10 protein-coding genes are annotated in these 13,040 nt (G+C 60.2%); 9 read left to right on the forward strand and 1 reads right to left on the reverse strand.

The window, feature by feature from the left end; all coding sequences use genetic code 11:
• Positions 1 to 24 precede the first annotated feature (24 nt).
• Together gdhA and ABRP98_RS00660 are read left to right on the forward strand one after the other, a co-directional pair.
• Positions 25 to 1,371 (forward strand): NADP-specific glutamate dehydrogenase, encoded by a 1,347-nt coding sequence (gdhA, locus tag ABRP98_RS00655; protein WP_349857019.1) that lies wholly within the window; start codon positions 25 to 27, stop codon positions 1,369 to 1,371.
• A 258-nt stretch (positions 1,372 to 1,629) separates the two neighbouring features.
• Positions 1,630 to 2,409: an SPFH domain-containing protein gene (locus ABRP98_RS00660; RefSeq protein ID WP_349857020.1), complete on the forward strand. Its 780-nt coding sequence runs from the start codon at positions 1,630 to 1,632 to the stop codon at positions 2,407 to 2,409.
• Positions 2,410 to 2,511: 102 nt separating this feature from the next.
• On the opposite strand, the gene ABRP98_RS00665 is transcribed toward ABRP98_RS00660, so the two are convergent.
• Positions 2,512 to 3,129, reverse strand: coding sequence for a hypothetical protein (locus ABRP98_RS00665; RefSeq protein ID WP_349857021.1), 618 nt, complete (start codon positions 3,127 to 3,129; stop codon positions 2,512 to 2,514).
• Between the two features lie 150 nt (positions 3,130 to 3,279).
• On the opposite strand from ABRP98_RS00665, the gene ABRP98_RS00670 reads away from it, so the two are divergent.
• From ABRP98_RS00670 to ftsY, 7 genes are read left to right on the forward strand one after another with little or no spacing between them, the layout of a single operon-like run.
• Entirely contained in the window at positions 3,280 to 3,828 is a 549-nt protein-coding gene (locus ABRP98_RS00670) for a YceD family protein (RefSeq protein WP_349857022.1), read from the forward strand.
• Complete coding sequence (gene rnc / locus ABRP98_RS00675; RefSeq protein ID WP_349857023.1) at positions 3,825 to 4,595, forward strand: ribonuclease III; 771 nt, start codon at positions 3,825 to 3,827, stop codon at positions 4,593 to 4,595. The genes ABRP98_RS00670 and rnc overlap by 4 nt, the downstream gene beginning before the upstream one ends.
• A gap of 3 nt (positions 4,596 to 4,598) precedes the next feature.
• Positions 4,599 to 5,414, forward strand: a complete 816-nt coding sequence (gene mutM / locus ABRP98_RS00680; RefSeq protein ID WP_349857024.1) for a bifunctional DNA-formamidopyrimidine glycosylase/DNA-(apurinic or apyrimidinic site) lyase — start codon at positions 4,599 to 4,601, stop codon at positions 5,412 to 5,414.
• A gap of 53 nt (positions 5,415 to 5,467) precedes the next feature.
• On the forward strand, positions 5,468 to 6,970 hold the full coding sequence (locus ABRP98_RS00685; RefSeq protein ID WP_349857025.1) for an alanine/glycine:cation symporter family protein: 1,503 nt from the start codon (positions 5,468 to 5,470) through the stop codon (positions 6,968 to 6,970).
• Positions 6,971 to 7,000: 30 nt separating this feature from the next.
• Positions 7,001 to 7,279, forward strand: coding sequence for an acylphosphatase (locus ABRP98_RS00690; protein ID WP_349857026.1), 279 nt, complete (start codon positions 7,001 to 7,003; stop codon positions 7,277 to 7,279).
• Between the two features lie 57 nt (positions 7,280 to 7,336).
• Complete coding sequence (gene smc / locus ABRP98_RS00695; RefSeq protein WP_349857027.1) at positions 7,337 to 10,849, forward strand: chromosome segregation protein SMC; 3,513 nt, start codon at positions 7,337 to 7,339, stop codon at positions 10,847 to 10,849.
• A 54-nt stretch (positions 10,850 to 10,903) separates the two neighbouring features.
• Positions 10,904 to 12,871: a signal recognition particle-docking protein FtsY gene (gene ftsY, locus ABRP98_RS00700; RefSeq protein WP_349857028.1), complete on the forward strand. Its 1,968-nt coding sequence runs from the start codon at positions 10,904 to 10,906 to the stop codon at positions 12,869 to 12,871.
• Positions 12,872 to 13,040: the final 169 nt, after the last annotated feature.

The raw sequence follows: 13,040 nt of genomic DNA on the forward strand, positions 1-13,040 counted from the left end.
CCACGAGAATGGGATTTATACACTATGTCTGTTGATAGCCAGATTTCTGAGTACTACGACAAGCTACTCAAGCGCAACGCCGGTGAACCGGAATTCCACCAGGCGGTGTCCGAGGTGCTGGATTCGCTCAAGATCGTCCTGGATAAGGACCCACACTACGCAGACTACGGTCTGGTTGAGCGCCTGTGCGAGCCGGAGCGCCAGCTCATCTTCCGCGTCCCATGGGTTGATGACAACGGCGAGGTGCAGGTCAACCGCGGTTTCCGTGTGCAGTTCAACTCCGCGCTCGGCCCGTACAAGGGTGGCCTGCGTTTCCACCCCTCGGTAAACCTGGGCATCATTAAGTTCTTGGGCTTTGAGCAGATCTTTAAGAACTCCCTGACCGGCCTGCCCATCGGTGGCGGCAAGGGTGGCTCCGACTTTGACCCGAAGGGCAAGTCTGAGCAGGAAGTTATGCGCTTTTGCCAGTCCTTTATGACCGAGCTGCACCGTCACATCGGCGAGTACCGCGACGTTCCTGCCGGCGACATCGGCGTCGGCGGCCGCGAAATCGGCTTCCTCTTCGGCCAGTTCCGCCGCCTGACCACCCAGCACGAGTCCGGCGTCCTGACCGGCAAGGGCCTGACCTGGGGCGGTTCCTTGGTACGTACCGAGGCGACCGGTTTCGGTGCCGTCTACATCACCGAAGAAATGATGAAGACCCACGGCGAGTCCTTCGACGGCGCCAAGGTCATCGTGTCTGGCTCCGGTAACGTTGCCATCTACGCCGCCGCAAAGGCGCAGGAATTGGGCGCTACCGTCGTAGCGATGTCTGACTCCTCCGGCTACATCTCCACCCCGAATGGCGTGGACGTTGATCTGCTTCGCGATGTCAAGGAAGTTCGCCGCGAGCGCATCTCCACCTACGCCAAGGAAGCTGGCAACGGCGTGGAGTTCCACGAAGGTGGCAACATCTGGGACGTCCAGGCAGACGTTGCACTGCCGTGTGCAACCCAGAACGAGCTCGACGGCGAATCCGCTAAGAAGCTCGTCGAGGGCGGCGTCCGCTACGTTGCAGAGGGCGCTAACATGCCGTCTACGCCGGATGCAGTACACGTATTCCAGGACTCCAAGATCAACTTCGCACCCGGCAAGGCTGCCAACGCCGGTGGTGTGGCAACCTCCGCGCTGGAGATGCAGCAGAATGCATCCCGCGACTCCTGGTCCTTCGAGTACACCGATGACCGCCTGCGCGGCATCATGAGCAACATCTTCAAAAACATCGACAACACGGCCAAGGAATACGACCGTGAAGGCGACTACGTGGCTGGCTCCAATATCGCTGGCTTCAAGAAGGTGGCTGACGCCATGCTGGCACAGGGCGTTATCTAAACTCCCTTAACCCACGCTCCCCATTTCTCCGCATCCGCGGGGAGGTGGGGAGTTTCTGCATTGGTATGGCATGTGCCGATCCCTGTTGGTGTCCGCTGCCCAACTGTGCCAGTGCCGCGGGTATGTGGAGGGAAAATGGGTTAATCGCACACGGGATACGAATCGAATTCGGAGAGCTTGAGCCCTCGCTGCACCGGCCTGAGGTTCCAAGGCGCGCCCTCCACACAATGCGGGGTGGCGCGTTGTAGAATTCCCAGCATGTACCGTGTCTTTGAATCCCTTGATGAATTAGTTCAGCATTTGGAGCAGGCGTCTGGCTTTCCCATGACCTCCAATTGCTTGGTCCCCCGCCATGAGATGCTGGCGCTTCTCGATGACCTGCGCAACGCGTTGCCCGTAGAAATCGACGATGCGCAGGACGTTTTAGACAAGCAAGACGAGATTATCCGCGGCGCCGAAGAGCGCGCAGATAACACCATTAATGAGGCGTCTGCGGAGGCCACTGACATGGTGAACCAGGCGCGCCAAGAGGCAGATACCACGGTCGCGCAGGCAGAAGAACATGCCCAACGGCTGGTGGCCGATGCCGAGGCGCGCGCCCAGGCCACGGTTGAGCAAGCCCGCGCAGATGCAGACCGCACCATTGCGCAGGCAAACGAGGAATACGAGCGCTCGGTGGCGGAGGGCCGCCAAGAACAAGAGCGTTTGGTTTCCGAATCTGAAGTCGTTCGCCGCGCCAACGAAGAAGCCAACCGGATCGTGGAAACCGCATACACCGAATCCAACCGGCTGCGCACGGAGTGCGATGACTTTGTAGATAGCAAGCTCAGCGAATTTGAAAGCTCCCTCAGCGGCCTCCTGCGCACCGTAAACTCTGATCGTTCCGCGCTGCGCGGTGGGGCCGGCGTGCGCTCTCGCGGCGGCGACTACCTGCCGTCCACAAACGCTGGCGCACCCCGCGGTGGTGCTACCGGTGGTACCGGTGCTGCACGCTATGGCGGCGACGACGGTTACGAGCGCCGTTATACCGAGCGCTAAAGGCTTAAATTACAAGGCACGACGCTTAAGAAAGTCCTGCTGCACGGGTGATTTGTTCAAATCGCGTCACCGTGTAGCAGGACTTATTGTGCCTGTGGGAGTCTAGACCGAGCTGCGCGAGGTGGAGTAGCGCGGCGTGGGGGATGATGAGGGGGCATCGGCAAGCGTGGCATCAGCAGCATTCGTAGCAGGGTGAGGGCGCTGGTTTTGGACTGCCACGAAGGCCACGATCCCCGCGCTGACCAGGCCGGGGAAGAGGAAGGTGACTAGGGCCGTGGTGAAGTAGGAGGTTAGCGAGGTCATCGAGCCGCTCATAAAGTCTTGGGGGAAGAATATCGCGCTAAGACTAATAACTGCGCCTGCGGTCAGGAACATGGCGCCGACGCTAAGCAGCGCGCAGGCAAGGGCTTCTCGCGAGAGCCAGGTGATGGTGGCGGCGCTGGCGGAAAATACGAGGGCGCCGGTAAGCACCGTGAGGTCGAGGCTGGAGGGGATGACCAAAATCGCGCCGGCAATCAGCCCCGCGCACATGCTGAGGATAAGGGCGGAGGACAGACGCAGGCCCTTGTCGCCGTAGATGCCAGAGTGGTCAGCCTTGGGCAGGCGGTGGAGGACTGCCCCAGAAATGACCAAGAAGGTGGCGGGAAGGCAGCACAACACTCCGAATCTAGGAGCGATGGCGCTCAAATCTCCTGAGGCCGCGGCCAAGTGGTAAGTCATGCTTTCAGGCTAAGGCCGCCGCGGCCTGCGGGAAAGGGAAAACCGGCAAGCCATAGCGCTTTATGCCCAAACCTTCAGTTTCTTGCCAGAAAAAGCGGCCGTGCCAGCAACTACGCGGAGTTTGCGAGGCAGGGTAGACTACCAACTGTTATGACATCTCCATTGAAGTTCGATGTGGGCGAATTATTAAACGCCCAAGGCGCTGACGCAATGCCGGAACAACGCACTCAGACGGGCCCTGCACCGGAAAGGATCGGCGTGGAAATGATCGCCATCCCCAAAGGCGAAGATCTCACCGTTGCCGCGACCCTGACCCCGCTGGGCTCAGGGGTGTTGGTTGATGCGGATATCTCCGGTGTTCTAACCGGCGAGTGTGCGCGCTGCTTAAAAGAGCTCCACCCGCAGCTGGATTTGCACGTGACCCAGGTCTTTGCCGCCGATGAGTCCTTTGTCAGCGGCGATGACGCCGATTCTGACGATGCCGGATCGGGCGATGAAATCCCCGAAATACAAGACGATGAGCTGGATCTACTCCAGGCGGTTATTGATGAAGCAGGCCTGAATCTTCCCTTCGCCCCCGTCTGCGAAGACGGCTGCGATATCCAGACCCCAGAGGGTGTGACCACCGGAATCTCCGGGGAAGAAGAGGAAGAGGAGAAGATAGACCCGCGCTGGGCAGGTCTGGAGAAATTCCTATGAGCCGCAAGAAGAAGCTAACCGGGCAAGAGGCGTGGGAAGCCACCTTTGCGGCGGTCGATCACACTCCGCTCTTGAAATCGCTCGGCGTTGCCCTGGAACCGGACAATCTGCGCTTGGCGCTCACACATCGTTCTTTTGCCAATGAAAACGGGCACCTGCCTAATAACGAGCGCCTTGAGTTCTTGGGCGATGCCGTCTTAGGGCTATCGGTGGCCGCGAAACTATACGTGACGTATCCATCGCGCCCCGAATCCGATATCTCTAAGATGCGTGCGTCCATTGTCTCGCGCTATGGGCTTTCCGATGTCGCGCGTGAAATCAACCTAGGCCCGCATATCCTACTGGGCAAGGGCGAACAGTCCACCGGTGGGCGCGATAAGGATTCCATCCTTGCGGATACCACTGAGGCGATTTTCGGCGCCATTTATCGCGAGCACGGCTTTGAAACCGCCCGCGATGTTATCCTGCGCCTCTTTGCGGAAAAGATCGATAATGCCTCCGTCAGCGGCCGCCACTTGGACTGGAAGACCACCTTGCAAGAGCTGTGTGCTGAGTTGAAAGCACCCATGCCGGTCTATTCGGCTACCGCCACCGGCCCAGAACACGATCAAACCTTCAGCGCGGTTGCCACCGTCGCTGGGCTGACCGTGGGAAATGGGCAGGGCCACAATAAGAAATTAGCGGAGCAGCAGGCCGCGCAAGAGGCATGCCAAACCCTGCGCGAAACCCCGTTGCTGGTGCAAGGGACCGCTCATAAAGAAGGCTAAATAATGCCAGAGTTGCCCGAAGTAGAATCGGTGCGCCGCGGGGTGGAAACCTACGTCGTGGGCCAAGAGATTACGGCGGTAGACATTGCGCACCCGCGGGCGAACCGCGGCCAAGATGCACCGCTCGCGGGTCTTGTAGTGGGCAAGGAAATCGCCGCGGTCGCCCGCCGTGGCAAATTCATGTGGCTGGAATTCGTGGGGGAAGACCCGATGGATAGCCACCGCGACGTGCTTTTTATTCACCTAGGCATGTCGGGGCAGCTGCGCATCGGCCACACCGACTCCCCGCACCGCCGCATCACGGTAGAGCTCAGCGATGGCACCGAGCTGCACTTCGTGGATCAGCGCACCTTTGGCTACTGGCTGTATGCGCCGTGGTCCAAGATTTCGCATATCGGCTTGGATCCATTGGAACCCGATTTTGATATCGCCAGCGCCGCGCGCCGCCTGCGGCAGAAGAAAACCGCGGCAAAAACGGCGCTATTGGATCAAACGCTGGTATCTGGCATTGGCAATATCTACGCAGATGAAGCGCTGTGGGCAGCACGCATTTCACCGCGCAAGAAGGCTTCTGCGCTGCGGCAGAAAGATGCCGTGGCGCTATTGAGCGCGGCGCAGACCGTGATGTCGGCCGCCCTCAAAGCGGGGGGAACCAGCTTTGATTCTTTGTACGTTAACGTCAATGGTGAATCTGGCTATTTCGCGCGCTCGCTTGCCGCCTATGGCCGCGCTGGCCAGCCATGTTCCCGCTGCGGCACGCTCATTGCGCGCTCCGTTATTGGGGGCCGCTCGAGCCATTATTGCCCCCATTGCCAATAGTGCTCTACCAATGAGGTTCACGTTGTAGACCTTCAGGCAGTAAATTAATCCGCATGGAATTTCTCGAAAATGTCGTCACGACATTTAACGATGGCGTGTGGACATACATCCTGCCCTGGCTGCTCATTGGAGCGGGCCTGTTATTCGGTGCGCGCACCGCAGTGGTGCAGATTCGCAAGGTACCCGATATGCTGCGCGCTGTGGTTGAGCGCCCCAAAACCGACGATGAGGATGAGGGCGCAGGAAGCGGGGGAATCTCCGCTTTTAAGGCATTTACCATCTCTGCTGCCTCGCGCGTGGGCACCGGCAACGTGGCCGGCGTCGCGGTGGCCATTTCGCTGGGTGGTCCTGGCGCCGTCTTCTGGATGTGGATCATCGCCCTCCTCGGCGGCGCTACCGCTTTTGTGGAATCCACCCTGGCACAACTGTGGAAAGTCCGCAATGGCGATACGTACCGCGGCGGGCCGGCCTACTACATGAAGCGCGGGCTGGGCTGGGGCCCGCTCGGCGTTCTTTTCTCTATCGCCATCGTCTTTACCTTCGGCTTGGTCTATAACTCCTTCCAGACTAACGCCATCGCTGAGGCTCTGGCCTTTTCCTTCGGCCGCGAAGACGATGCCACCTTTGGCTCCATCATTGGCATCATCATCGCGATTGCCGCGGGCCTCATCATTTTTGGCGGCGTAAAGCGCATTGCCAATATTACCCAGGTGGTCGTTCCGTTTATGGCCCTGGCGTACCTGCTCATCGGCGGCTTCGTGGTCATTACGAACTTTGACAAGGTCCCGGGCATGCTGGGCGATATCATCGGCCACGCGCTCGGCTTTAAGGAAATCGCGGGCGCGGGCATCGGTGCCGCGATGATGAAGGGCATCCAGCGCGGCCTGTTTTCCAATGAGGCCGGCGAGGGTTCTGCACCTAACGCAGCGGCGACCGCCACCGTCTCCCACCCGGTCAAGCAGGGCCTGGTGCAGACCTTAGGCGTGTACTTCGACACCATCGTGGTCTGTACCATTACCGCCTTCCTGATCCTGCTCGGCCCGGAGGTAGCCTACGGCGAAGATGCCGAGGGCGTATCACTGACGCAGGCGGCCTTGTCCGCCGAGGTTGGCCACTGGGGCATTCACTTCGTCAGCTTCATCTTGTTCTTCCTGGCCTTTTCTTCCATCCTGGGCAATTACTACTTGGCAGAGGCCAACCTGGAATATCTCACCACGAATAAGACGGTGCTCAATACCTTCCGTCTCGTGGTGCTGTTCTTCGTCTGGTTTGGTGCCGTCGGTTCCCTGCCATTGGTCTTTGCCCTGGCGGATACCGGTGCGGCGACGATGGTGATCCTGAATATCATCGCCATTGTTCCGCTATCCGGCGTGGCCATTCAATTGTTAAAGAACTTCAACGAGCAGCGCAGTAAGGGAGTCGATCCAGTCTTCCACCGCGATATGCTTCCGGATGTGCCCGGCGTGGAGTGCTGGGACGGCTCCGATCCCGTGACCCGCCGCAGCGATGCTGACCGCAAAATCTTGCGCGATCGCGGCGAGGCCGATCGCTATTAATATCGCTATTAATGAGGAAGGTGCAGTGACATGGAAAGAATGACCGCCTTTGTGCACGGCAACGTGCAAGGAGTGGGCTTTCGCTGGTGGACGCGATCGCGCGCCCTGGAACTAGGCCTTGCTGGGCATGCGACCAACCTGGCAGATGGCCGCGTGCAGGTTGTCGCTGAGGGCCCGCGCGCAGACTGCGAGAAGCTCTTGGAACTGTTGCAAGAGGAACCAAGCACCACCCGCCGTCCCGGCAGCGTCGATCTCGTGGTCGAGCAGTGGGCCGCTGCGAAGGGCGAAAGCGGCTTTGTCGAACGCTAATAGCCAACCCAATGCTTGCTGCAACTCCTGTCTTAAAGGCTTGCTACACTATCCCAAATGCACCTGAAATCGCTGACGCTCAAAGGCTTTAAGTCATTCGCGTCGGCGACGTCTCTCAAATTTGAGCCGGGCATCTGCGCTGTTGTCGGCCCGAACGGTTCCGGCAAATCCAACGTTGTCGATGCCCTTGCCTGGGTCATGGGAGAGGCCAGCGCGAAAACCCTGCGCGGCGGAAAGATGCAAGACGTCATCTTCGCCGGGGCAGGCGACCGCAAGCAATTGGGCAGGGCCGAGGTCACGCTCACCATCGATAATGCCGATGGTGCGCTGCCCATCGAGTACTCCGAGGTATCCGTTACCCGCCGTATGTTCCGCGATGGCGCGAGCGAATACGAAATCAACGGGGCAAAGGCCCGGTTGATGGATATCCAGGAGCTGCTTTCTGATTCCGGCATTGGCCGGGAGATGCACATCATCGTGGGGCAGGGCAAGCTTTCTGAAATCCTGGAGTCGCGCCCCGAGGATCGCCGTTCCTATATCGAGGAAGCCGCAGGCGTCCTCAAACACCGCCGCCGCAAAGAAAAGGCCCAGCGCAAGCTTACGGGCATGCAGGCCAATTTGGACCGCCTGCAGGATTTGACCGATGAGCTGGGAAAACAGCTAAAACCCCTGGCGCGGCAGGCAGAGGCCGCCCAGCGCGCGGCGACGGTGCAGGCGGATGTGCGCGATGCGCGCCTGCGCCTGGCCGGAGACCGCATCGTCGGCCTGCGGCAGAAGCTTTCCGCTGCCGAGCAGACCGCGACGGTCCTATCTACCCAAGTGGAAGAGACCACGGCGCAGCTCGAAGCGGCGACCGAGCACCAAATGGAGCTGGAAACCCAGCTGGAGGAGGTCAACCCGCAGGCAGAGGCTGCCCAAAAACTGTGGTTTGATCTCTCCACCCTGTCCGAGCGCATTGCGGCGACCCAGCGCATCGCAGAGGAGAGGGCGGATAATGCCGGGTCCCAGGTCGCCTATGCCGGCCAGAATCCGGATGATCTTGAGGCCAAGGCGACGCGCGCGGACGAGGAGCACGAGGAGCTCTTGGAAGCGGCAGAAGAAGCTGCGGAGCGGTTGGAAAGCATCCGGGAGGAAGTAGCGGAGCGTCGGCAAGCATTCGAGGCCGCAGAGCACGAACATATGGCGCAGGTGCGCGCTATTGCGGACCGCCGCGAGGGCGTCGTGCGCCTTTTTGCCGCCGAGGAAAAGGCCGCGGGGCAGGTGGCCAGCGCGGAAGAGGAATTGGCGCGGCAAGAAGAGGCCGTGGCCTCGCTGCAGCAACGCACTCAGAACGCGCAGGCAGAAGCCGCTGAGGTAGCGCAGAAGCTGGATAATTATGCTGCGGAGCGCCAGCCTTTGGAGGAAGCGCATACGCGGGCTGCCAGCGAGTCGGGCGCTGCCGATAAGCGCTTGGACCAGCTCCGCGATGCCCAGCGCGAGCGCGAGCGCAGTGTCTATACGCTGCAGTCCCGCATCGATACGCTATCCCAGACTATCCCTGAGCCGGTCGAGGTAGGTGAGGAATTCCAGCCATTGGCCGCATACATTTCTACGACCTACGAGTCAGCGGTTGCGGCCGCCTTGGGCACCTTCGCTGAAGCACAGGCGGGTCAGCTGACCGAAGGGTTGATTGCGGATTTGGAGAAGGGCCCGCGCTCGGCGCTGCTGGATGCGGCAGCGACCGCGCCTGCAAGCTCATGGCGCGTCGATGCCGATCTTCCGCCGCAGACCTCCTGGCTGCTGGATCACATAACGGTCCAACCTGCGGTTTCAACGGCATTGCACCGGCTGCTTGCCGATGTCGTCCTCGTCCCCGATATTGCCCACGGTCGGCGGCTCGTCTCCGATGATCCGCGCCTGCGTGCCGTGACTGCTTCCGGCGTCGTCATCGGCGAAGGGTGGGTCGAGGTCGGTACCGGATCCTCGTCTACCGTGGAGGTTTCCGCTCGCATCGCGGAGGCCGAAGAGGAGCTAGAGCAAGCCAATCAGGCCCTGGACGAGCTCTCCGGCACCCTGGAGGGAGCAAGGATTGCTGCCGAAGATGCCCGCGTGACGGCCGCGTCCGCGAAGGCAGCTTTGCGGGAGCACGATACCGAGGTTGATGCTTGGAAGCGCGATCACCACCGCTTGGAAAAGCAGTACGAGGCCAATAAAGCGGAGCTGGAAAAGTCCGCCCAGCGCGCCACCGAGATTGAGGTGCGGTTGCAGAAAGCCAACCAAGAGCTTGCCGATGCCCGCGATAGGCTCGCCCGCGTCGACGCCGACGATCAACCAGACGAGCCCTCGTCCGCAGATAGGGATGCCGCCTCGGCCGCGCTGGAAGAAGTAAAGTCCATGGAAATAGAGGCCCAAGTTGCCGCCCGCTCGGCGCAAGAGCGCGTGGGCCAAGTTGCCGGCAAGGCCGATAATCTGCGGCGCCAGGCCCAACACGAACGCCAAGCGAAGGCCCGCCATGAACAGGCGATGGCCCGCCGCAAGGCACAGGGCCAATTGGCCGCTACAGTGGCACGACACGCACAGGACTTGGCCGCGCGGGCGAACCAACTCTTAACCCGCGCCACCTCTGAGCGCGATGAGTTTTTGCACGAGCGCAACTCCTTAAATTCCCAATTGCAGCAGGCCAAGCAGGCGGTCTCGGCTGCACGCCAAAATAGCGACCGGCTAACCGCGCGGGCGCATGAAGCAGAACTGGCGCGCTCGCAGGCGCAGGTGCGCCTGGATGAAGCGGAGAAAAAGATTGGCGAACAGCTGGGCATCGCCATCGCTGACCTGCTGCGCGATTTCACCCCGGGCGAAGACTTTGACCGCAGCGCGGAAAAGTCGCGGCTGCAGCAGGCGGAAAAGGATCTGAATTCGCTGGGCAAGGTTAATCCCTTGGCCTTGGAAGAATTTAAGGCGCTGGAAGAGCGATACAGCTACCTGTCCACCCAGCTCGATGACGTCATCCAAGCCCGGAAGGATCTCGCCGGGGTGATTTCGGACGTGGATAAGCAGATCCTGCAGCTGTTTACCGATGCCTGGCGGGATGTGGAAGCAGAGTTTCCCAAGGTATTCAATACCCTCTTTCCGGGTGGAGAGGGCCGGTTGATCCTTACCGAGCCAGAAGACATGCTCACCACCGGCATCGAGGTAGAAGCCCGCCCGCCCGGTAAGAAGGTCAAGCGCCTGTCGCTGCTTTCCGGCGGTGAGAAATCCCTTACCGCACTGGCCATGCTCGTGGCTATCTTCCGCGCACGCCCCAGCCCGTTCTATGTCATGGATGAGGTCGAGGCAGCGCTTGATGATGTCAATCTGCGCCGGCTCATCGCCTTATTCGAGGAGTTGCGGAAGGATTCCCAGCTTATTGTCATCACGCACCAAAAACCCACCATGGATGTGGCCAACGTCCTTTATGGCGTGACCATGCGCGGTGATGGCATCACCCGGGTCATTTCCCAGCGCATGAATCCAGCCGGACTCGCGCCGGGAGCCGAGCAAGCAAGCCAGGATGCAACGCGGCTTGGAGTTGATGCGCCGCAATCAACGGAATAAAAGATTTCGCCTCCCTTATGTGCCGCAAGCCCGAAAGGCTGGCACTATAGAGGCATGAATTCTTTATGGTTATGGATCGGCATAGCAATCGTTGTCATTGTGCTGATTGTCGTCTTTATTGCAATTGGCAAAAAGCGCGGTGAATCCAAGAAGGTTTCTTTCGAGAAACCCAAGGAAGAAGAGCCAAAGCAGCTAACCCAAGAGCAAAAGTCCGGCAATTACCAGGCGAAGTCTGGCTTCAACTTTGCCCCAGCGGGCGCGAAAGAACCCGAGAAGGTAGCGCAGGAGAAGCCACAGCAGGCTAAGCAGGAGCAGCAGCCGGCGCCTTCGGAGAAAGTGGAGCCCACCGCCACCGATATCGCGAATGCCCAGCTCAACGGTGAAGAGCCGCCGGTGGCCAAGCGATCTGCACCGGCTAAGGATAAAGGCACTGCACCCGAAAAGGCAGCCAAGCAGGATAAGGACACAGGAAAAGACAACGGCGCTGGCGATGAAGCTAAGGCCGATTCCGAGTCTACTTCCACTCCGGAAGCCAAGTCCAAGCCTGCCGCGGATAAGACCGAAGATAAGGGTGCTGCCGGTACGGCCGCAGCTGGGGGAGTCGGCGCCGCTGCTGCTGCAGCCTCTGGTGACCGCCAGGAATCCGCCGCAGATGATGCAGATAAGGAACCTGCAGATCAGGCAGAGGATCAATCTGATAAGCCGGCTTCCGCGCAGGCTTCCACACCTGCTTCTGGTGAGAAGGAAGCAGAAGAAAAAGAAGCAAAGGGCAGCGAGCAATCCGCCCCAGCTGCTGCCGAGAAACCTGCGGCAGCGAGCGCAGGCGAACGCGGCGAGCCGGACCATGAAGAAAAAGCCCCAGAAGACGTTGTATCCGTCGAGGCCGCCGAGGTAGAAGATGAATCGCCAGTCTTTGACGCGGTGGTAGATGATAAAGACGCAGACCACATCGAAGAACGCGTCGATAACCACGAGGAAGCCGAAGAAGCCGCAGCTGCAGCCGATGCACAAACGGATGCGGCGGAAGCGGCCAAGGAACAAACGCCTGTACCAGATGGCGAGCCTGCCGCGGCGGGCCAGCCCACCGAGGACATTGCTCCGGCGGGAGGCCGCCTCGGCCGACTGCGCGGCCGCCTCTCTCGTTCCCAGAACGCCATCGGCCAAGGACTGATGGGGATCCTTTCCGCCGGTGATCTGGATGAAGACGCCTGGGAGGAAATCGAAGATACCCTCATCATGGCGGACCTTGGCACCAAGTCCACGATGAAGGTCACCGATTCTTTGCGTGACAAGATCGCTGAGCGTGGCGTGTCGAGCGAAGAAGAAGCACGTGCGATGCTGCGTGAATGCCTCATCGAGGCCTGCCACCCAGAAATGGATCGCTCCATTCGCGCGATGCCTAATGACGGCAAGCCGGCCATCGTGATGGTCGTGGGCGTTAACGGCACCGGTAAGACCACCACCACCGGTAAGCTCGCCCGCGTCCTCGTATCGATGGACCACAGCGTATTGCTGGGTGCGGCAGATACCTTCCGAGCCGCAGCAGCCGATCAGCTAGAAACGTGGGGGCGCCGCGTGGGCGCCGAAACCGTACGCGGCAAGGAAGGCGCAGACCCTGCCTCCGTGGCCTTTGATGCCGTGGCCACCGGTGTGGAGCAGCAGGTCGATGTCGTTTTGGTTGATACGGCCGGCCGCCTGCACACCTCGACCGACCTGATGGATCAGCTGGGCAAGGTCAAGCGCGTTGTAGAAAAGAAGACCGAGGTTGATGAGGTTCTCTTGGTCCTCGATGCCACGGTGGGCCAAAACGGTCTGGCACAGGCACGCATTTTCCGCGAGGTTGTGGATATTTCCGGCGTGGTGCTTACCAAGCTGGATGGCACGGCGAAGGGCGGCATCGTCTTCCAGGTGCAAGAAGAATTGGGTGTTCCAGTCAAGCTTGTGGGCTTGGGTGAGGGTGCCGATGATCTTGCACCATTCGAAGTCGAAGGATTCGTCGATGCCTTGTTAGGCGAGAAATAGGGACTCCTTCAACCGGCTTAGATAACTCCCCAGGACCCCGGCTGCTTACAAAAGCGAGAAAGCCGCGGGCGCTGGGGAGTTTTCTCTCGCCTATGTGCCGTGCATGTATGCCCCGCGAGCATGGGATGCCCTGAATTACTGTGATCTGGATTGGGTTGGTGAGCAATGG

Source organism: Corynebacterium sp. KPL2838 (genome assembly GCF_040225455.1).
Lineage (GTDB): Bacteria > Actinomycetota > Actinomycetes > Mycobacteriales > Mycobacteriaceae > Corynebacterium > Corynebacterium rhinophilum.

What these genes read in the sequence shown, in the direction of transcription:
- mutM (WP_349857024.1), top strand. Translation starts at nt 4,599, where the DNA reads ATGCCAGAGTTGCCCGAAGTAGAATCGGTGCGCCGCGGGGTGGAAACC.
- ABRP98_RS00685 (WP_349857025.1), top strand. Translation starts at nt 5,468, where the DNA reads ATGGAATTTCTCGAAAATGTCGTCACGACATTTAACGATGGCGTGTGG.
- ABRP98_RS00690 (WP_349857026.1), top strand. Translation starts at nt 7,001, where the DNA reads ATGGAAAGAATGACCGCCTTTGTGCACGGCAACGTGCAAGGAGTGGGC.
- gdhA (WP_349857019.1), top strand. Translation starts at nt 25, where the DNA reads ATGTCTGTTGATAGCCAGATTTCTGAGTACTACGACAAGCTACTCAAG.
- ABRP98_RS00670 (WP_349857022.1), top strand. Translation starts at nt 3,280, where the DNA reads ATGACATCTCCATTGAAGTTCGATGTGGGCGAATTATTAAACGCCCAA.
- ftsY (WP_349857028.1), top strand. Translation starts at nt 10,904, where the DNA reads ATGAATTCTTTATGGTTATGGATCGGCATAGCAATCGTTGTCATTGTG.
- smc (WP_349857027.1), top strand. Translation starts at nt 7,337, where the DNA reads ATGCACCTGAAATCGCTGACGCTCAAAGGCTTTAAGTCATTCGCGTCG.
- ABRP98_RS00665 (WP_349857021.1), bottom strand. Translation starts at nt 3,129, where the DNA reads ATGACTTACCACTTGGCCGCGGCCTCAGGAGATTTGAGCGCCATCGCT.
- ABRP98_RS00660 (WP_349857020.1), top strand. Translation starts at nt 1,630, where the DNA reads ATGTACCGTGTCTTTGAATCCCTTGATGAATTAGTTCAGCATTTGGAG.
- rnc (WP_349857023.1), top strand. Translation starts at nt 3,825, where the DNA reads ATGAGCCGCAAGAAGAAGCTAACCGGGCAAGAGGCGTGGGAAGCCACC.